This window comes from Devriesea agamarum (genome assembly GCF_900070355.1).
Lineage (GTDB): Bacteria > Actinomycetota > Actinomycetes > Actinomycetales > Dermabacteraceae > Devriesea > Devriesea agamarum.
On the sequence record NZ_LN849456.1, the window covers coordinates 1,795,304 to 1,814,567 of the forward strand.

The 19,264-nt window shown below is 58.9% G+C and carries 15 protein-coding genes; 10 read left to right on the top strand and 5 right to left on the bottom strand.

Annotation, left to right across the window (positions count from 1 at the left end):
* Nucleotides 1-12: 12 nt before the first annotated feature.
* Nucleotides 13-1,329, bottom strand: coding sequence for an RICIN domain-containing protein (locus tag BN1724_RS07795; protein ID WP_058234900.1), 1,317 nt, complete (start codon nt 1,327-1,329; stop codon nt 13-15).
* A gap of 325 nt (nt 1,330-1,654) precedes the next feature.
* Here BN1724_RS07795 and BN1724_RS07800 point away from each other — a divergent pair, with 325 nt between their 5' ends.
* From BN1724_RS07800 to BN1724_RS07820, 5 genes are all read left to right on the top strand, one after another.
* Complete coding sequence (locus BN1724_RS07800) at nt 1,655-3,973, top strand: alpha-galactosidase (protein WP_058234901.1); 2,319 nt, start codon at nt 1,655-1,657, stop codon at nt 3,971-3,973.
* A gap of 107 nt (nt 3,974-4,080) precedes the next feature.
* Nucleotides 4,081-5,001, top strand: a complete 921-nt coding sequence (locus tag BN1724_RS07805; RefSeq protein ID WP_058234902.1) for a carbohydrate ABC transporter permease — start codon at nt 4,081-4,083, stop codon at nt 4,999-5,001.
* Nucleotides 5,002-5,011: 10 nt separating this feature from the next.
* Nucleotides 5,012-5,959: a carbohydrate ABC transporter permease gene (locus tag BN1724_RS07810; protein ID WP_084252873.1), complete on the top strand. Its 948-nt coding sequence runs from the start codon at nt 5,012-5,014 to the stop codon at nt 5,957-5,959.
* A 14-nt stretch (nt 5,960-5,973) separates the two neighbouring features.
* Nucleotides 5,974-7,428, top strand: a complete 1,455-nt coding sequence (locus tag BN1724_RS07815; RefSeq protein WP_084252874.1) for an ABC transporter substrate-binding protein — start codon at nt 5,974-5,976, stop codon at nt 7,426-7,428.
* Between the two features lie 453 nt (nt 7,429-7,881).
* A complete protein-coding gene (locus BN1724_RS07820; RefSeq protein ID WP_058234903.1) occupies nt 7,882-8,610 on the top strand; it encodes a hypothetical protein in 729 nt (242 codons plus the stop codon).
* A gap of 146 nt (nt 8,611-8,756) precedes the next feature.
* Here BN1724_RS07820 and BN1724_RS07825 read toward each other — a convergent pair whose 3' ends face one another.
* The 4 genes from BN1724_RS07825 to BN1724_RS07840 form a co-directional block, all read right to left on the bottom strand.
* On the bottom strand, nt 8,757-9,362 hold the full coding sequence (locus tag BN1724_RS07825) for a DUF4126 domain-containing protein (RefSeq protein ID WP_157085818.1): 606 nt from the start codon (nt 9,360-9,362) through the stop codon (nt 8,757-8,759).
* Nucleotides 9,363-10,400: 1,038 nt separating this feature from the next.
* On the bottom strand, nt 10,401-10,817 hold the full coding sequence (locus BN1724_RS07835; protein WP_058234905.1) for a hypothetical protein: 417 nt from the start codon (nt 10,815-10,817) through the stop codon (nt 10,401-10,403).
* Between the two features lie 1,285 nt (nt 10,818-12,102).
* The gene (locus BN1724_RS12935) at nt 12,103-12,522 is read right to left on the bottom strand and encodes a hypothetical protein (protein ID WP_157085819.1); all 420 of its coding nucleotides are present in this window, start codon (nt 12,520-12,522) and stop codon (nt 12,103-12,105) included.
* Entirely contained in the window at nt 12,497-13,303 is an 807-nt protein-coding gene (locus BN1724_RS07840; RefSeq protein WP_157085820.1) for a hypothetical protein, read from the bottom strand. Before BN1724_RS07840 ends, BN1724_RS12935 begins: the two co-directional genes overlap by 26 nt.
* A gap of 637 nt (nt 13,304-13,940) precedes the next feature.
* On the opposite strand from BN1724_RS07840, the gene BN1724_RS07845 reads away from it, so the two are divergent.
* The 5 genes from BN1724_RS07845 to pgm all read left to right on the top strand — a co-directional run bounded on the left by BN1724_RS07845 (nt 13,941) and on the right by pgm (nt 19,263).
* Nucleotides 13,941-14,603 (top strand): hypothetical protein, encoded by a 663-nt coding sequence (locus tag BN1724_RS07845; RefSeq protein WP_058234907.1) that lies wholly within the window; start codon nt 13,941-13,943, stop codon nt 14,601-14,603.
* Nucleotides 14,604-14,945: 342 nt separating this feature from the next.
* Nucleotides 14,946-15,566, top strand: a complete 621-nt coding sequence (locus BN1724_RS07850) for a DUF47 domain-containing protein (RefSeq protein WP_058234908.1) — start codon at nt 14,946-14,948, stop codon at nt 15,564-15,566.
* A 3-nt stretch (nt 15,567-15,569) separates the two neighbouring features.
* Nucleotides 15,570-16,568, top strand: a complete 999-nt coding sequence (locus BN1724_RS07855) for an inorganic phosphate transporter (protein ID WP_058234909.1) — start codon at nt 15,570-15,572, stop codon at nt 16,566-16,568.
* Between the two features lie 107 nt (nt 16,569-16,675).
* Entirely contained in the window at nt 16,676-17,518 is an 843-nt protein-coding gene (locus BN1724_RS07860) for a DUF308 domain-containing protein (RefSeq protein ID WP_058234910.1), read from the top strand.
* A 107-nt stretch (nt 17,519-17,625) separates the two neighbouring features.
* The gene (gene pgm / locus BN1724_RS07865) at nt 17,626-19,263 is read left to right on the top strand and encodes a phosphoglucomutase (alpha-D-glucose-1,6-bisphosphate-dependent) (RefSeq protein ID WP_197671773.1); all 1,638 of its coding nucleotides are present in this window, start codon (nt 17,626-17,628) and stop codon (nt 19,261-19,263) included.
* The last annotated feature ends 1 nt before the right edge of the window (nt 19,264 follow it).

Consider the following 19,264-nt stretch of genomic DNA (forward strand, 5'->3'; position numbering starts at 1 on the left):
GGCCGATTGCGTTTATGAGGCACTCTGCAGCGTCCACTCGTGGGCGTGACCCGCAGGTTCTTGCTGGTCGAGGTGGTCGCCGCTGGGGGCCATCGCCAGGCCACTGAACGCCGAGCGGATGCTGAATGCTTCCCCTCCGCCTGCCAGAAGGTGCCAGCGGCGGCGGGTTCCCGCGGAGTCGTAGGTGGTTTCTGCGTTGGGAACGGTCACCACCGGCACTCCGACCTGGCCTTTACCTCCGTCAAGACCCAGCATGACGGTGCGGGAGTCGTCGGTGATGCTGTAGGTGAAGTCCTCAGCCTGGGTCACGCTCCACAGCTGCCCCTGGCCGCCGACGTCCTGGACGGTGAGTGCGGAGGCACCTTCCCGTCGGGTCAAAGCTTTCCCGGTGGCTGCGTGCACGATCCGGTAGGTGCCGGGTTGAGCGCGGCGGCCTGCGGTGTAGTAGTAGGCGCGGACGTCGTCGATCGCATAATGCGCCGGAAGGTGCTGGTCCACGGGTTTGCCGAGGTGTCCTTCGAGGCTGAGCACAATGTGCCTGGACATGCGGGCCAATGATGCATGCGGGGCTTTGAGGTCCCAGGCGAGGTGGCGGTCGAAATAGAAGCGGAGGTGGTCATCGCGCCGTTCGACCCCGAACAGGTGATAGTCGGTGCTGATGTCCGCGAGCCCAGTTTGATAGTTGTGTCCGCCAAATGCCATGTGTTTGTCACCCCAGGTGTGGGTGGCCATGTCCATGCTGGTGAAGTGGAAGGTTTCTTCGATATCGATCTCGGGGTGAGGGTCTGCGCCGTTGAGAAGTTCGGGGCCACCGTTGAGGTTGGAGGATTGCAGCCACACAGCGGAAAGCACGTTAGCTGCGGATGGCAGAACTTTCGCTTTGACCTCGATATATGTGCACACGCCGGGCACGTCGAGGGTGGATTCAACAGCACCGAATGTGTAGGCGGGGCCTCCCGCGCTGCCATCGAGGTGTCCTTTGGCGGCGGCTAGGCGCAGCTGTCCATCGGTAACCGCAACGTTTTTGTCGGAGAATGTGCCCTCGCCTGAGACGGGGTACCACAGGCCGCGGTGCCAGATCGAGTTGCTGCGGGCGGGGTTAGAGAAGTCGTCGCCGAGAGCGGGAATAACGCTCCAGCCTGCGTTGGGGTCCCAGGTGGCGCCGGGCGCTGCGAAGGCCGTTTGCCAGGCCGGGCCGAGACCGAATCCCAAACCGGTGGCTGCAAGAACCGCTCCTTTGAACAGGGTGCGGCGTCGGCACGAGGTGCCGTCGGCTGTAACAGAACCGTCGTCCGAGGCGGAGTACGGGGTTCCATGAAGTGTGGGCATCGTTGCTTCCTTCGTGTGACATGGCGGCAAGGCGTAAGCACGACACACGATGAGCGCGCTAGTGCTTGAGCGGAGACTACCCCGCTGATATTGCGACCGCTAGCGATCACAGCCCCTGCCTGAAAGTACGTTTTCACAAGCCATTGACCACCGATTACTCATCGGTTTATATCTAAAACAGGCGTCTGACGTGGAGCCTTGGGGGCACGATCTGCTGCCAGCTATTGGCCCGGCACATACCCCACCCCGTGCCACAGCATCACCGTTCACCGCCGCGCCGTACCCCTGATATTCCTGCCCGCTCAGCCAGCACCGGAGCCAATTCATGAGCCGTCCGACTCACCGCATTCACCTCGCGACCGACCAGGTAAGCCTCCTGCTCGACGTCACCGAGGCGCACGTTCCGACGATTGTGCACTGGGGCGCCTCCCTAGGTGACCTGAGTGCGGCCGATGCCGACGCCATTGCGGTCGATGCCGTCGAGTTCTCCCCGGAAAGCGCTCCGGACCTCACCCTGAAGCCGTCGATCCTTCCCCAACAGGCCGATGGCTGGGACGGAAACCCGGGCATCATGGGGTACCGGGATGGCGGCGGCGACTTTTCCCCTCAGTTCACCGTGACCGGCGTCTACCTGGTTGAGCACGAACACGACGCTGCGCGAGCAGCCGGAGCCACCGCGCCCGTACCCTCGGATGCGTCCGATGGCGGGCGCGAGCTGGACGCATTTACTCAAACCGGCCCCGCGCTGGTGCGTTTTGACCTGGCCGATGACACCGCTCAGCTCAAGGCCGTGCTAGAGGTTGAAATGCTGCCGAGCGGGCTGGTCCGGATGCGGATGCGTCTGGCAAACACCGGAACCAGCCTGTACAACCTGCACGCCCTCACGCTGACCTATCCGCTTCCCATGGAGGCGACGCAGATCCTTGATTTCGCAGGTCGCTGGGGCAAGGAGAGGTCTCCTCAGACCCGGGACATCACGGTGGGCACTCATCTGCGTGAGAACCGGAAGGGACGCACGGGCGCCGATTCCACGTATGTTCTGCACGCAGGCACCGAAGATTTCGGGTTCCAGCGCGGAGAGATCTGGGCGTTGCACGTGGCCTGGTCTGGTAACCATCGGGCGTATGTGGAAAAGCTCTCCAGTGGCCACCAGGTCCTGGGCGGTGGCGAGTTGCTTATGCCCGGGGAAGGCAGACTCCAAGAAGGCGAGGAGTACACCACGCCATGGCTGTACGGGGCCTACGGTATGGGCCTTGACACCATCGCGCACCAGTTCCACCGGTACCTGAGGTCTCGTCCGCAGCATGTCGATACCGCGCGTCCGGTCACGTTGAACGTGTGGGAAGCCGTCTATTTCGACCACAACTTTGAGCGTCTGCGCAATCTCGCTGACCGTGCAGCAGCCCTGGGCGTGGAACGGTATGTGCTGGATGACGGCTGGTTCGGTTCGCGCCGCGATGACCGGTCCGGCCTCGGCGACTGGTATGTATCCAAGGACATGTGGCCCGACGGCTTGGGCCCGCTTGTCGATCATGTCACCGGCTTGGGAATGCAGTTCGGCCTGTGGTTCGAGCCTGAGATGATCAACGAGGATTCCGACCTGGCACGCCTGCACCCCGAGTGGATTATGGCCACCGGTGATCGTCTGCCGATTCAGCGGCGCCACCAGCAGGTGCTGAACCTGTCGATCCCGGCAGCGTATGAGCACATTCGTGACCGCATGGTGGATCTGCTCACCGAGTACAACATTTCCTACATCAAATGGGACCACAATCGCGATCTGATCGACGCGGGCACGCAGCCCGTCGGTCAGGCAGCCATTCACGAGCAGACCCTTGCCACCTACCGATTGTTCGACGAGTTGCAGGCCCGGTTCCCCCACTTAGAAATCGAGTCATGCAGTTCCGGTGGCGCCCGCATCGACCTGGGGATCATGGAACGCTCCGACCGCGTGTGGGTGTCGGATTGCATCGATCCGCTCGAACGCCAGCACATGAACCGGTGGACAGCTCAGCTGCTCCCCTTGGAGCTGATGGGCAGCCATATTGCGTCCGGTGAGTCCCACACCACGGGGCGTCTGCATCCGATCGCGTTTCGGTGCGCCACCGCCCTGTTCGGACATCTGGGAATCGAATGGGATCTCGCTCAGGCCACCGAGGATGAAATGGCGGCGCTGCGCGAATGGATCGCATACTACAAGCGCCATCGCGACCTGATTTGCTCGGGTGAGCTGGTGCGTGCTGACCGCGGGGAAGACTCGATGTGGGTTAGCGGGGTCGTTGATCGCGACGCCTCCCGGGCACTGTTTTCCATCGCATCCGTTGCCCGTTCCTCGGTGACTCCACGCGGCCGTATCCGTCTTCCCGGTCTGGATGCCTCCCGCCGGTATCGGGTGCGTCCGCGCGTCATCGGCAGCATGCCGGTCGGGTTCGCTCTGCCGCGATGGGCACGTCCGACTGCCGACGGCTGCGGATATGACGGCATCACCCTGCCCGGACAGGTTCTTGCGACCTGCGGATTGCAGGCCCCGCTGATGAGCCCTGATTCCGTGCTGCTGTTGGAAGTAGACACTGATCCCGCTGAGTCCGATGCCGCAGGCGCCCGCCGCCGCGGCGCGCCCACTCATCGCGCTGAGCTCACCTGAGTTTGTCACAGACGTCCCCGGGCATCCTCCACGCCCGGGGATCCCTCCTCCTTCACCCATCACCGCCTTCGAGCCGAAACAACTACATCGCCCGGAAAGGAACGACGATGTCTCCTCCAGCAGCTGTGTCGCAGTCACCGGCGACTCCGCGTCGCCGCAAACATCGTGACGACACGAAGATTGCCCTGCTGTTCATCTTGCCGGCAACCATTGGCCTGCTTGTCTTCTTGATCTGGCCTCTGATTACCGGGATCTACTACTCCTTCACCGAGTACGACGTCCTCACTCCGCCGAAGTGGACGGGTCTGAGTAACTACTCCCAGATGCTGGGCGACCCGGTGTTCTGGAACGCCATCTGGGTGACCGTCGAATACGTGCTGATCAATATCGGCGTGCAGACTGTGCTCGCCCTGGTCATCGCGGTGTTGATGCACCGGCTCACCCAGTCGACCTGGCTGCGCTCGATCATTCTGGCGCCCTACCTGGTCTCCAACGTCGTGGTCGCGCTCATATTCCTGTGGATGCTGGATGCTCAGCTGGGCATCGTAAACATGGCGATCGAAGCGCTCGGGTTCAATGCCGTGCAGTTTTGGAGCGACTCAAACCTTGCGATTCCCACCATCGCACTGGTGAATGTGTGGCGCCACATGGGATACACGGCTCTGCTGCTGTTCGCCGGTCTGCAAGCCATCCCTGACAACCTCTACGAAGCAGCCCGCACGGACGGCGCGACCGAAACTCAAATGTTCTTCCGCATCACGTTGCCGCTGCTGCGACCGATCCTCGCTCTGGTGCTGATCATGTCGATTATCGGTTCCTTCCAGGTCTTTGACACCGTGTCGGTGGCGACCCAGGGCGGGCCTGTCAATGCATCGCGCGTTTTGCAGATGTACATCTACGACAAGGCGTTCGGCCAGTTCGAGTTCGGTTACGCCTCTGCACTGTCGGTTGCCCTGCTGATCGTGCTCATGGTCATCACCTTCTTCCAGTACCGGATCACCCGCGCCGGTAAGACGGACCTGGACTGAGGAGCCCCCTATGACAACCTCTACTGCTCCCCTCGACAGCTTGGCCACCGCCAGCTCAGACCAAAAAGCGTCGCGCCGACGCAAACGCCCCACCTGGCGTCTGGTTCTGGCCTGGACAGTCATGGTGATCCTGATCCTGATCACCCTGTTCCCGTTCTACTGGATTTTGCGCACCGCATTATCCAGCAACAGTGCACTCGCCACCTCACCGGGATCCCTGCTCCCCACGGGCTTCACCATGGGCGGGTTTGAGCGCGTGTTCGGCATGCAAAGCGTGTCGGAGGCGGTTGCCGAAGGTGGGTCCGGTGCCACCATCCATTTCTGGCGCTACCTGCTGAACTCGGTGATTGTCGCCACCTGCGTCACCGTGGTCCAGACCTTCTCGTGCGCTATGGCCGCCTACGCATTTTCTCGGCTGCGCTGGCGCGGACGCGATGTGGTCTTCTTGATCTTCCTCGGCTCGCTGATGGTGCCCACCATCTTCACGCTGCTTCCGAACTTCGTGCTGATTAAGAACCTCGGACTGATCGACACCTTGCCGGGCATTATGCTGCCCACCCTGTTGATTTCCCCGTTCGCTATCTTCTTCCTCCGCCAGTTCTTCAATAACATTTCCCGCGAAGTGGAAGAGGCAGCGCTAATCGATGGCGCCAGCAAGATCCGGGTTTTCTTCAAATTGGTGCTGCCGATGTCCTCTGCCCCTATGGTGACGCTCGCACTGCTGACTTACATCACGACTTGGAACGAGTACTTCTGGTCTTTGATGGTCTCGTACACGGACTCCTCCCGGGTGCTGACGGTGGCACTCGGCGTGTTCCGTGCACAGACTCCGCAGACCGGCCCTGACTGGTCCGGTTTGATGGCCGCAACCCTGGTCGCGGCCGCACCGATGGTCATCCTATTCGCCCTGTTCGCTAAGCGGATCGTCAATTCGATCGGCTTTTCCGGCATCAAGTGAGGAGGCGGTCCGCTATGTCCGCACAACATCCCTCGTCGCAGGACCACCCTGCTTCGCCCGAACCGCATTCCTCCCACAACGCCTTTCATTCCGGTCCGCACCGGGGCCATGGCAACCGAAGCAGCCGGCGCAGCTTCTTAACGGCCACGGTCGCCACCTCTGTGGCGGCGCTGGCCGGAGCGGGCCTCGCCGGATGCTCAACCGGGAGCACCGGTGGGCGGATCGAATTGGACTATTGGCTGTGGGATGCCAATCAGCTCCCAGCCTACGAAAAGGCGATTAAAAAGTTCGAGGAAAAGTACCCGAATATTTCAGTTCGGATTACCCAGCTGGGATGGAATGACTACTGGACGAAACTCACCGCGAGTTTTGTGGCCGGTGCCAGCCCCGATGTTTTCGCTAATCACCTGGCTAAATATCCACAAATGATGAGCCTGGGTGTGATCGCTAAACTCGACCAGCTCGGAGCCACTAAGGGCCTGCGCAATTCCGATTTCAAACCGGGTCTGGCCGACCTGTGGGTGGGAACCGATGGCCACCGTTACGGTGTGCCCAAGGATTACGACACCATGGCGCTGCTGTTTGACCGCAAAACGGTGGAAGCATCCGATCTCACCTCGAAGGATCTTCAGAACCTGACCTGGAACCCCGACAACGGAGGAACCTTTGAACAGGTCCTCGCACATTTGTCGGTGGATAAGTCGGGACGCCGCGGGGACCAGCGCGGGTTCGATAAGAACAATGTCGCCACCTATGGCCTCGCGGTTAAAGATAAGACCGACTACATCGGTCAGGCTGAATGGTCCTCTTTCGCACTGGCCACCGGCTGGTATTACATGAACAAAAAGACCTGGGGCACCAGGTTCCAGTTCGATGATGAGCGCTTCCAGTCGTCCCTGAATTGGTGGGTGGGATTGTCTCGCAAGGGATTCATGCCCAAGTTCGGCGAGGTCGGCCCGTCCATCACTGGCAGCCAGCAGCTAGCATCCCACCGGGCAGCTCTTGCCGTCGACGGATCCTGGATGATCGGTACCTACGCAAAAACCGAAGGGATCGAGCTGGGCATGGCCTCCATCCCGTCGGGACCCATCGGACATCCGGTGTCGTTGTATAACGGTTTGGGTGACTCTGTGTCGGCCCATTCACGGCACCCCGAGGAAGCCTCGCGGCTCGCAGCTTTCCTGGGTAGCCCTGAGAGCCAGCGCATCGTCGGCGACCAAGCGATTGTGTTCCCCGCAACCGAGGCGGGCACCGAGGCGGCAATCTCGGCCTACCGCCAACGCGGGATCGACGTGACAGCGTTCACGGACCGGGTGAAGCTCAATCAGACCGCACTGTACCCGCTGGCTGACCACGCCGCCCAGATCCAGGCCATCATGCAGCCGGCTATGGATGCTGTCTGGATCGGGTCCATGCCGATCAAGGAGCTGACCAGCTACAACGACAAGGTCAACGCGCTGTTTACGTGATGTCTGCACGTGATACCTGCATTGCGTAATACCTGCATTCACGCGATACCTGCGGATCGGTGAGTTAGCAGTTCGCATGACCCTTGGACATGAGGCCTGGGGTCATGCGACTGGATTCGTGCAGCCGGGGTCGTGCTGCCGAAGCGGCGCGCCCTCAATAGGCGCAGCCCACCTGTGCGCGGCCAATATGTACGGTCTGCCCAGGGGCGAATTTAGCCGGGCCACATCCAACCGGAGTCGCGCCCAGCCAGAATCGCGCCCAGCCGGGGTCGTGCTACCGAAGCGGCGCGCCCAGCCGGAGTCGCGTCCAGCCAGGATCGGTAAGGTTACGGTTGAGAACACCGCTATGTTGCGCAAGTGTCTCGCCGACACCGCGCCATGCCTGCTGCGTGACAACTGCTGTGTACCAACTATTGCGAGGCTACTGTCCGCGTCCGTTTGGAAGGGAACCCCATGACTGCTCCGACTCCCCAAGATCTCCCGGCCAACCTCGGGTATGACGACGATCAGAATCTCCCGGAGCCCGATGATATTGCCGAAGCGCACTACTCGGCGTTCGAGCTGGATTTCATGATCTCGCTGCGGGAAACCGAGGCTGGCGTTATCACGCGCAAGCAGCTCGGTCTGATCGAGCTACCCGAGGATGCAGCAGACTATGTCCGGTCAGCGGTCGCTTCTGGTCTCTTTGCCCGCAGGAAGGTTGAAGGCACGGACGGGAAATGGGCTCTAAACGCCGAAGGCCAAGTCATTGCCTCAACGCTCACGTCCGCCGACCGGTGGCTCGGCTTCGCCCTCATGCAAGGTGATGCGTTGCACCCTGCATATGCGGTGAAGGCCGACGAATCCGTTCTGCTGCTGGATCACGAAGAACTCGATACCTTCAGTATCCGGGCTTTGACCGGCCCCAGCGTGCTTCCCGATGCTCTTGCAACCATTGCGTATTCATTCCTGTCCGAACGCGGTGGACGCACTGTGTCGTTGCGCCGCACCGATGCATCCAATCCTGAAATTCAGGTTCAGTTAATGCTGCACACCGATGAGGACGGCACGTGGAAGCTCGGCCACGAGCCGGTGAAGGACGATGGTAATCTCACCATCACCCCGATGAGTCCTGAGGATGTTCCCGCACTGCTCACGGCTTTTTGGGAGTCGGGCGCCAGCGCGCCTCTAACTGAGTCATAGGCGCTGAGACTGAGGCGGGCCTCAAGGAGCGGGCACGTTCTGGGTACATCTCCCTGGGGCCTATGTCAGTAAGGCTCCCCTCTCCATGAGGGTGCATTTCAATAAAGACGCATTTGAATAAGGACGTATTTCAGTAAGGGCTTATCTCAGTGGAGGCTCGGCCCGACCGGTGCGCGACGCCGTCTAGCTTCTCGGACCCGAGCCGACAGATTCGTGACCGCTTTGTGAATGCGATAGGCGACATACAGCCCCACGATCAGGAAAAAGATCGCGAGAATTGCGGCGATTACCGGCAGCAGTACGGCCAGTAAACTCATCGCGACTGCGGCGATATCCTCGCCAAAGCTCACGACCCAGTTCGAGACGGGTTCAGGCGAGACGTTCACGGCTGCGCGCGCCGTAGCTTTTGCCGCGTGCGCCGCGAACGCTGTTGCTGCCCCGAGGATAGCCATCACGACGGCGTGGACGGTGTCCGTCTCCCCTCCGAGAAGGTAACCCAATGCTCCACCGGCGATGGGCCTAATAACTACATGAATCTGATCCCATAGCGAATCGAAGTACGGCACCTTGTCGGCCAGGAAATCGACCACCAACAAGATGCCGGTGATGACGAGCACATCGGTCCGCTGTATGACTGCGGGAACCTGCTCCAGCCCGGCCAACCGCCCAACCAGACCGACTAAAAAGATCGCGAGGTAGGGACGCACCCCGCTCGCCCATGATGAGCCGAGTGTCATCAGCAGAGATTCCATCTCATCCCCTTTATCCGGTCAGGGCCTTCATGTGGCACCTGCGGGTGCATGGTCTTTAGGTTGTGGTTCGTTGCGTTATGGCCTGTTGAGTTGATATCGCAGGTTGCTTTACCAGTGTTGGTGCCGACTGCTAGTTCAAGGATGCCACTGAAGGCTGGCGTTTGCGGAGCAATGGGGCGAGACTTATGGATGCATGTCTGGAGTGCCTATGCTGTGGCTGCGTGGACTGCGCCTTAGCGGGCCGAATTTTGTTGCCGCGCTTCCCCGCCTGAGCGGCTTGGAGCGGCACGGGCCTCCCGGTGCTTATCTGTTAGCTGGTTGCTACATCTTGTTGGCGGGCTTGGACCGAGGGCTGGTGTCGACGGCAGGTGTCGGGGTTCGAGCTGTCAGTGTTGACCACTGGGTCGTTGGTGCCGATGATTCTAGACTCGCCTGGGTCGCCCCGTAGCGGCAGTGCGTCACACAGTAAGTAGCGAAACCAATAATTTCGTTTTCCTAAATAGTGCAGGTAATACAAGTTTACTGCCGGGCACCGTTGGTGAAAATATTTTATAGCTACCTACGAGAACTAGCCGAACCCACAGCGAGACTACTGCCCCAGATTAAAAACTCATGATTTTGTTAATGCCATTTGATGTTTACCCCATCTGAAAACACAAATTTCCTACAGGTTTGTTTGAATAAACAAACCTTCAGCTGCCGCCGGGCCCTTACATCCCCCTTCACACCCTCTCACCTACGTGAGGCATCCCTTCACAATGCCAGCATCCAATACCAAAGTATCTGAATATAGGCTAGCGAAAACTATCGAAACTATCGAAACTATCGTACAGGAGAAAAATTCAGCGCGAAGGATTAGCTAATCCCTAACGCTCCCACCTTCTTACGCTTCAACCGGTGGCGCCTGATCGTGCATACTCCTCATTGGAGTTGAGGCCCTCCCGCGAAGGTGCACGGCATATCCGCCAACAGTAAGAGCTTATGAAACCCGACTCTATAAAAACATTAACCATCTAAAATTACACTAAATAGCATAGTCTAATTTACTAAACGATACGATTGCGCCGTAGGGATCCCGTTGGGGGTATTTGGCATAATCGCCCGGGAAAACCAGCCAACCTCAAAAATATACTCTCTACCCGGTTTGAATGACTTCGCTAACTCAAATTTATTATCAGAAGTGACACCCTTGGTGTAACCAATGTGACCACACTCTTTAGTGTAAATAACTACACCAGCCGTCGTCACAGAGCCTTTATTTCCGCCCTTACTGGTCTTTATTTTCGCAGACGTCACTTCGCAGCACCACTGCTCAATACCTAAAGTATCTAAATATGGACTAACGGCCACCATGGCGACAAAAGAAAATATCACAAACGCGGCGCCGAATACTAGCCAGTCTTTCGCCACCTCTTGCCATAATCGCTTACCCTTCGAGCGACTGCGTCTGGTCATGCATACTCCTTACTGGTGTCGACGTCTGTGCGTGGCGAGCAGCGGTTGGCCCACGACCACCGTTAGCGCCACCTTCAATCATCGCGCTTGTCCAGTCCTCAGGCTGCGCATCACCTGCTTGCAAGGCGACGTTCGCCAGAGACGTAGCTGTGCCAATCGACCGGTCCATAGCTTGCTCAGCAATAACACCACTGATATTCCTTGGAGCAGCATGCCGAGCAGTATTAGACACCACCCTGTCCAACTGCGGCAGCCCATCCGCTACCCGCGAACCAACCGCAGAAGCCGACTTTCCAGTGATCTGAGAACTTGCGCCATTGGTCAAGAGATTTTCCTGGTGACAATCGGTTATCTTTTGACGATTTGATCGGTGTCAGAATCGTTCATTTCGGGCGTGATCGTCAGAATATTAACAGTAAGAAATATTGCGATCTATATATCAGTCTACCAAACGGTATGACGATACGGCAGGAACCCCATTCCATGCGTTATTAAAAAATGTTCGAGAGTACCAACCGACTTCCAAAATATACGTCCGACCCGGAATGAAAGAGTTTGCTATTTGATTTTTATTCTCATAGTTCATACCCTTAGAAAAATCGAGTAGCCCACAGTTTTTCGTATGGATGCGGATACCGGTAGTGGTTACAGAACCCTTGCCGCCAACAGATCTTGAATCCGGTTTTGCGGATACCACTTCGCAGCACCACTGCTCAATACCTAAAGTATCCAAATACGGGCCAGTAAAAAATTATGGCAGCAATCGCAAACAAGAAAAATCCGACGCTAAGGATTAGCCAATCCTTCACGACCTCCCTCCACGGCCTCTTACTCTTGGACTGCTGGTGTCTGGTCATGCATATCCTTACTGGTGTCGACGTCTGTGCGTGGCGAGCCGCAGTTGGCCCACGACCACCGTTAGCGCTACCCTCAATCATCGTGCCTACCCAGTCCGGGTCCCGCCCACCTTCCTACAGATCATGAACCCAGCTTCGCGGACACCACCTCCTAACACCATCGCTCGATACCCAAATTGTCCGAACTTAGGCGGTAAGCCAATATGACAAAAAGCGAAAAACAAAGCCCCCTTACTGAGTATTACTAAATTTTTCGAGATCTCCCGCCGCGGCTTCTTAATCGCCAATTAATGACGCTCTATCACACATACTCGCTCCCGATATTGAACCCTCGCATGCAGGTTTTAAGACCAACTTTTGTATCTATAAAAAAGTTTTATTCACCAAGCGAAAAAATGAGATTCCATTGCTGTGCACACTGAGGTCTTTCACCCTATGAACCGATATGATTGCGCCGCCGGAATCCCATGGGGAACAAAGTTCAGCATGATAATCCGTGAATACCATCCAACCTCAAAAACATATTCCCTACCTGGGAGAAATGATTTCGCAATTTCGTCCTTGTTTTGGGAATTTACGCCTCGATAAAACGTTATTTGCCCACAGTTTTTTGTCTCAATAAGCACATCGTAAGTAGTGACAGATCCTTTATTTCCGGTAACTGTTGTATCTCCCCGCGCAGACAGAACTTGGCAACGCCATTCCTCAATAGCTATTGAATCCAAATAGGGACTGGCTAAAACGATTCCAAGTATCGTCGCCATGACCAGTATCACGCTACATGCCAGGCGCTTTTTAAAAGTCTTCTGCCACGCTGGTTTGCTATTCGGTCGAATGTGCATGCTCATGCATGCTCCTTACTGGCGTCGAAACTTTTGCATGAAGACCCGCCGTCGGACCACCGCCACCATTTGCGATACCTTCAATTGCGGCGTTTAATAATTCTTGCGGATTTTGGTTTCCTGGAGCCAGTGCAGCATTCCCGACGGACGTAATTCCGCCGACAATTCGATCTGCAAACTGTTCGCCGATGATTCCTCCGATATTCCTTGGAGCAGCATGCCGAGCGGTGCTAGACACCACCTTGTCCAACTGCGGCAGCTTATCGGCTACCTGTGAACCGACCGCAAGGGCAATTTTCCCCGCCGCAAAGGAACCCACGCCGTTGACCACGAACCCTCGCCCGGCGGCACTCGCATACCCTTGAAGACTGTGATCCGCGTTAGGGTCAAGCGCTGTTGAGGTGACGTTACCCGCCGCACCGCTAAAACCATTAGCAAGAGCCCCACGCACTGCAGTACTACGCAACGGCTGCACGATCCGACTCCCACGCCCAGCTATACCCGCAACCTTCCTCAGCACATTCGCAGCACCACCACCACCCACAGCACCGTGACCAGGAAACCGCGGTAACGGGTCGAGATTAGCTGTTTTAAACGCGGGACCAGGAAGCTTATCCAGGTTAGGAGGCTCAGGCTTCCCAACAGCTTCATGCCATTTCTTAGTGATTTCCCACCGGTTGTTATACCACTCCACCCAGTCATTGTTTTCCGTGCGGCGTTCATCCTCACGGTGAGCGGCATCAACCATGATTTGAACATTATCGACGATATTTTGTAACGCGGTCATCAAACGGTCCGCATCACTAGCCGCGACACGCGCGTTTTCTTTAAAGATATCCGCGAAGCGACCCCTAAATTCCTCACACGCCTGGTCAACACACGAACTCCGGTAGGTCCTCTGCCAGAAAAGTTTATTTCTCGCAGAGGAACACTCATCGATCACACTCTGAGCGATGCTGTAATTAAAACGCCCTTTAGGATCCTCGGGTAAGAGCGGAACCTTAACGTACGTCCCTCCCATTGCAATGCCCCCTAATACCTACTCCAGCACTGGAGTCATCTCTACCTGTACCCAAACATGTGCGATGCGACAGGATGATCCAACACCTAGCAGGCCAGAGGAATCAACCCGACATCAGTCGATACCCTACCCCGCATCCCCAGGAACCGCCACAAAACACCCCCGTGGACAGCAGGACACCACATGACCTTCCACCCAAGATCTCGCACAACCGCCCACTCCCACCTCATCCTCCCCACCCCTATTCCCCTCTCACACCATCACCTCACCCACCGGCCTCTCAAATCACACCACGCTGATCCCACACGAACTCCCCCATGCCAGTGCCCACCATCCCGAGCAGCGCAAAAATCTATCTGCGCACGCGGCGTCGGCGCGGAAGCATCGTCATTAGAGTGGGGCCATGGCACAGTTTCGGCGCCCAGCGTCTCTTTCACCTGCGAAACAGGATCAACTCCCCGGCGATCCCGACCCGGCTGATCTCACCGACGTTGCGCATGCATCGGCGCAAGCCCTGCTGTCGTCGGTGCGCCAAGAGGCAGCCGATGACGAGGTGGTGCGCCGGGTAATCCACCTCGTGCAGCGGGAAGGCCTTGAGGACATCGCGGCGTTGTGGTCCCATGCGCCTGCCGATACCCTGCCCGGCACCTTGTGGCGGCTGTATACCCTGCACACTTGGGTCGCACGGGACCCATCCGATGTCGTGCAGCGGTACGAGGCAGGCGCACGGACCGCTCCTGGCCTGCGCTATCTTGCCGGGGTTGAGGAGCCTCTCGATATTGACCGCATCCGGGTGACGCTCGATGAGATTATGCGGGGAGTTTTCGCGGGCGATCTCGCTCTTGCCCTGCACCGGGCATCGGCCTTGCTGACTTTAGTGGCTTTTGGCACCGCTCATCTGGCGGACCAGGATGAACCGTTTCAGTTCCCGAACAAGTCGGACACCTCACAGCCCGTTGGAGATGACCTCGGCGAACAGCTCACCTTGCAGGCGCATCGCCTGCTGACCACCGCCGAAGAGCTAGACCATGCTGCGGTGCTTGAACGCAACGGGAAACTGGTCTGACAGGGAGCGCATCCGGGCACCGCGTCAGACCACACCGACCCGCCCTTCACTACAGCGCTTCGCCGACCCCGGCCTACGCTTCCGGGTCCGCCCCTGCGTTCAGTCTCACGAGCCGACGGCTTGCATGAGATGCCCCCCGGTGAATTAGACTCAACGAGCGTCGGGTCGCGGTAGCCCCGGGCTCCAACCATTGCCGCTCCGAGCGGCCTTCGCGCCGACAGGCGCTTCCCGGCCCGACGCATTCTCTTTTCACAGCGGTTCCTCACGACGTTCCATCAGCTGGTCCCGCAACTTATCGCTCGTCCGTACGGTGGCTTCACCCGTCCGTCATCAGGAGTCAGAGTGCGTTTGTTCTTGCGTGCGCGCGAACGGCCGGTCCACGACCTTTTCGCGGACGCCGCGCAACTCCTCGTGCAGGGGGCGCAGACGCTGTCGCGGACCCTTGGGGAGTCGCCCGCGCATCGGGAAGCCTTGCATGCTCTGCTTGCGGAACATGAGCTGAGTTTGCATCAGACCACCCAGCGCATTGCGAACCGGCTGGCTGATTCCCTGATCACTCCGTTTGAGGCGGAGATCTTGCATTCCTTGGCGCTGACCATGGATGATGCGGTTGACGGCATGGAAAAGGCTGCTGATCTCACCGTTCTTTTTGACCTCGGCACCGCCCCACGCTGCTTACTGGATCTCGCTCAGGTGATTGAACGGGCAGCGGACATCACCGCGGAGGCGATCTGGCAGCTGTCTAACGTCGATAGCCTCCGCGATTTTTGCATTGAGATGCGACGGCTGGAAAACCATGGCGACCGTTTGGCGCGCCAGGCTGTGGTCGGGCTGTTTTCTTCCGATGCTGACTACCGCACCATGTTGAGGATCCGCGAGCTGATCGGGGTTCTTGACGGGGTGGTGGACACTTTTGAACGTTTCTCTCGGCTGGTTGATTTGCTGCGTGTCAAGGACGCGTGAGCGATGGTTAGTGGCACCTTGCTCGCGGTTATCGCGTTAACTGTCGCGTTTGCTTTTGTGAACGGTTTTCACGACGCCCCCAACGCAGTGGCGACCTCTATTACAACGAAAGCGCTGACGCTGCGTGCTGCGTTGCCGGTGACCGCTGCCCTGAATTTGCTGGGGTCGCTCTTGGGGCTGGGTGTTCTGGCTGCTCTCGGTCATGGCGCCCTGGCCCTGTCGGGTGTTCCCGCGCTTTTGTCCTCGACTGGGCAGACGGGGCTCAATATTTTGTTGGCTGCCCTGTCTGTGGCTACGGTCTGGAACATCGTAACCTGGTGGTTCGGAATCCCGACTTCGTGTTCGCATTCCCTTTTTTCTGGGTTGGTCGGGGCCACCACCGTGGCCGGGGTGATGCAACCGGGTATCGCGGGCATGCTCAGCTGGATTGTTGTTCCCATCGCAGCCTTGATCAGCGCTTATGTCATGGTGATCCTTCTATCGAGGATGTCGCGTAGCCAACGCCTGCGGATACGCAATCGGCATCTGCGTCTGATCCAGACGGTATCGGCCTGCGCCGTCGCTCTCGGGCATGGTATTCAAGACGGCCAGCGTTCCATGGGGGTGTTGGTGGCGGCACTAGCGATGACCGGCCTTCAGGGTGAGTCCACTGTTCCCTGGTGGGTGGCGGCCGTGGTGGCTTTGGCGCTGGCGCTGGGCACCTTGGCCGGAGGGCGCCGCATCATCCGCACCCTGGGGCGTCGGCTAACGAATCTCACCACGCCGCAGGGACTCGCTGCTGAAAGCACCACGGCGTTAGCGCTATACGGCGCGAGTTTCGCAACCGGCACGGCGGTATCTACCAGCCATTGCCTGACCGCGAGCATTATCGGTGCGGGGGCAGCGGTGGGGCCCGGCGCCGTGCGCTGGTCACTGGCGGCACGAATTGTGGGGTTCTGGGTGCTAACCCCGTTTGTGTGCGCGCTCGGTGCAGCGGGACTGCTGTTCGCGCTCGGATCCTGAGTAAATATCAGCCGAAAGTCAGGTACTTTTGCGTCCCGAGTCGTTCTGCTATGTCGTAGGCAGACATTACGCTGGTGACATCCAGTTACCGACTCGGAGGTTCCATCGTGTCAGAGCAGCCCACTAACCGCCCCCGACCCACCTACGGTCTTCCCGGCGAACCCGCCACACCTCATCAGGCACAGAGCCAGAGCCCGTTTGGCGCCTCAGAGCAGCCGGTAAATCAAGGCAGCCAGGCTGAGCCCGGACCGTCCTACAACGCCGGCACCACCCCTGCTGCACCTGCTGCGCCCTCCCCGTTTTCTACTGCGGCTCCCGGTTCTGCTACGGCTCCCGGCGGCCCGTTCTATTCGGCGCAGCAACCGCCGAGCGGGTTGCCTCGCGGCGAGAAACCTCGTCGCCGGGGCCTAAAGATGACCATCATCGGCGGTGTGCTCACGGTCTTGGCGATTATCGCGGTGATCGTGTCCGTTGTCGTCATGGTCGGCAGCATGGCCAGCCTGGTAGTTGGCAACCCTCACCCGATTGAAAATGGAAAAACCACAGTCAAGGCCGAGGCTTTTTCGATGCTCATGGTGGCAACTCCTGCCGCCGATGCACCTCAGGCCACCTGCACCGCGACCGGCACTAATCCGAGCGACGTGCAGATAATCCCTCAGGAAACCGATCAGCCCGTGCCTTTGGGAGACTCGAAGACCCAGTATGTCTATAAATTCAACGTCGTCACGGAGAACGATACGACCGTCACGCTCTCATGCGAGGGAACGAACGCTGCGGTCTACACCGGTCCGGCACCGATTGGCTCGAGCATGATCGGTGGCGTTGCCGCCATCATCCTCAGCGGTCTGGTGGGTCTGGTCGGATTCATTTTGCTGATCGTCGGCATCGTGCGACTGGTGCGATCGGGTCGGGTACGCAAAGAGTGGGATCGCACCGCTACCATGCGCTGACGGCCGTCTCACCATATATCCGGCCTCAGGTCTTTCCCGCCTGAGCACTCGTACAGTGGTGGCATCACGCGCACCCGAGATCACAAGAACGTCCACGGAGGTAGATCATGCATGCACGAGCAGGCCAACCGGCGCTGACGGAGGATCTCATTGATGTGGGGGCTGTTCTCGACGCCTATTACGATCTGCATCCGGATCCCGATAACCCGGCTCAGCAGGTTTCGTTCGGCACCTCGGGCCACCGCGGTTCATCCTTGGACACCGCGTTCAATGAGGACCATATCGCCGCCACCACGCAGGCAATCGTGGAGTATCGGGCGAGCCAGGGCATCCGCGGTCCGCTATTTATTGGCCGCGATACCCATGCCCTGTCTCGTCCGGCCTTCGACACCGCGATTGAGGTGTTAATAGGCAACGGGGTCGACGTCCTGATCGATGCATTGGATACCTACACCCCAACCCCAGCTATCTCCCACGCGATTCTGGTGCACAACCGAGAGCTGTCGGCGGATGCGCCTGAGCGGGCCGACGGCATTGTGGTCACCCCGAGCCACAATCCACCCCGCGATGGCGGCTTCAAATACAACCCGCCCCACGGCGGTCCAGCAGACAGTGACGCAACCAGCTGGATCGCAAGTCGCGCTAATGAGCTGCTGCGCGAAAAGCTGCGCACGGTTCGTCGGACGGCCCGCAAGCAGGCTTTGGTCTCAGCTCGCCCCTACGATTACATCCACTCCTATGTGCGTGATCTCGACAGCGTGATCGACATTGCCGCAATCCGCAGCACCGGGATCTCCATCGGAGCGGATCCCCTTGGCGGCGCGTCGGTGGATTACTGGGCAGAAATCGGTGAGATGCACGATTTGAATCTCACCGTTGTCAATCCGTCGGTCGATCCGCAGTGGGCATTTATGACCTTGGATCGTGACGGCAAAATCCGTATGGATTGTTCCAGCCCCTGGGCGATGGCCAAGCTGGTTGATCATCGCCACGAGTACGACATCTCCACGGGCAACGATGCCGATGCTGACCGCCACGGCATCGTGACTCCGGACGCGGGTTTGATGAACCCCAACCATTACCTCGCCGTTGCGATCTCGTACCTGTTTGAACATCGTCCCAGCTGGCCGGCCAACGCGAAGGTTGGCAAGACTTTGGTGTCATCCGCGCTGATTGACCGCGTCGCGGCGTCGTTGAACCGTGACCTGCATGAGGTGCCGGTCGGATTCAAATGGTTCGTTCCCGGGTTAATTGATTCGTCCGTAGCGTTCGGCGGCGAGGAAAGCGCCGGGGCCAGCTTCCTGCGTCACGATGGTTCGGTCTGGACGACCGATAAGGACGGCATGATCTTGGCCTTGCTCGCCTCGGAGATTCTTGCGGTCACGGGGAAGACGCCGAGCCAGCTGCATGCCGAGCTCGTGGACCGGTTCGGTGCCAGTTCGTATGCCCGTATCGACGCTCCCGCAACCAGGGATCAAAAGGCGCGGCTTGCCGCCCTGTCTTCCGACCAGGTCACCGCCACCGAGCTTGCCGGGGAGACCATCACGAGCGCTGTGACCACGGCGTCTAACGGCGCTGCCATCGGCGGACTCAAGGTATCCACGCACAGCGCTTGGTTCGCTGCCCGCCCGTCCGGAACCGAAGACGTGTACAAGATCTACGCGGAGTCCTTCCGAGGCGATGACCACCTCGCCCAGGTGCAAGACGCCGCACGAGGCGTTGTTGACTCGGCTCTGAAGGACTAGC

Coding starts and splice junctions, on each gene's coding strand:
- BN1724_RS07795 (WP_058234900.1), bottom strand. CDS start 1,329: ATGCCCACACTTCATGGAACCCCGTACTCCGCCTCGGACGACGGTTCT.
- BN1724_RS07800 (WP_058234901.1), top strand. CDS start 1,655: ATGAGCCGTCCGACTCACCGCATTCACCTCGCGACCGACCAGGTAAGC.
- BN1724_RS07805 (WP_058234902.1), top strand. CDS start 4,081: ATGTCTCCTCCAGCAGCTGTGTCGCAGTCACCGGCGACTCCGCGTCGC.
- BN1724_RS07810 (WP_084252873.1), top strand. CDS start 5,012: ATGACAACCTCTACTGCTCCCCTCGACAGCTTGGCCACCGCCAGCTCA.
- BN1724_RS07815 (WP_084252874.1), top strand. CDS start 5,974: ATGTCCGCACAACATCCCTCGTCGCAGGACCACCCTGCTTCGCCCGAA.
- BN1724_RS07820 (WP_058234903.1), top strand. CDS start 7,882: ATGACTGCTCCGACTCCCCAAGATCTCCCGGCCAACCTCGGGTATGAC.
- BN1724_RS07825 (WP_157085818.1), bottom strand. CDS start 9,362: ATGGAATCTCTGCTGATGACACTCGGCTCATCATGGGCGAGCGGGGTG.
- BN1724_RS07835 (WP_058234905.1), bottom strand. CDS start 10,817: ATGACCAGACGCAGTCGCTCGAAGGGTAAGCGATTATGGCAAGAGGTG.
- BN1724_RS12935 (WP_157085819.1), bottom strand. CDS start 12,522: ATGAGCATGCACATTCGACCGAATAGCAAACCAGCGTGGCAGAAGACT.
- BN1724_RS07840 (WP_157085820.1), bottom strand. CDS start 13,303: ATGACCGCGTTACAAAATATCGTCGATAATGTTCAAATCATGGTTGAT.
- BN1724_RS07845 (WP_058234907.1), top strand. CDS start 13,941: ATGGCACAGTTTCGGCGCCCAGCGTCTCTTTCACCTGCGAAACAGGAT.
- BN1724_RS07855 (WP_058234909.1), top strand. CDS start 15,570: ATGGTTAGTGGCACCTTGCTCGCGGTTATCGCGTTAACTGTCGCGTTT.
- pgm (WP_197671773.1), top strand. CDS start 17,626: ATGCATGCACGAGCAGGCCAACCGGCGCTGACGGAGGATCTCATTGAT.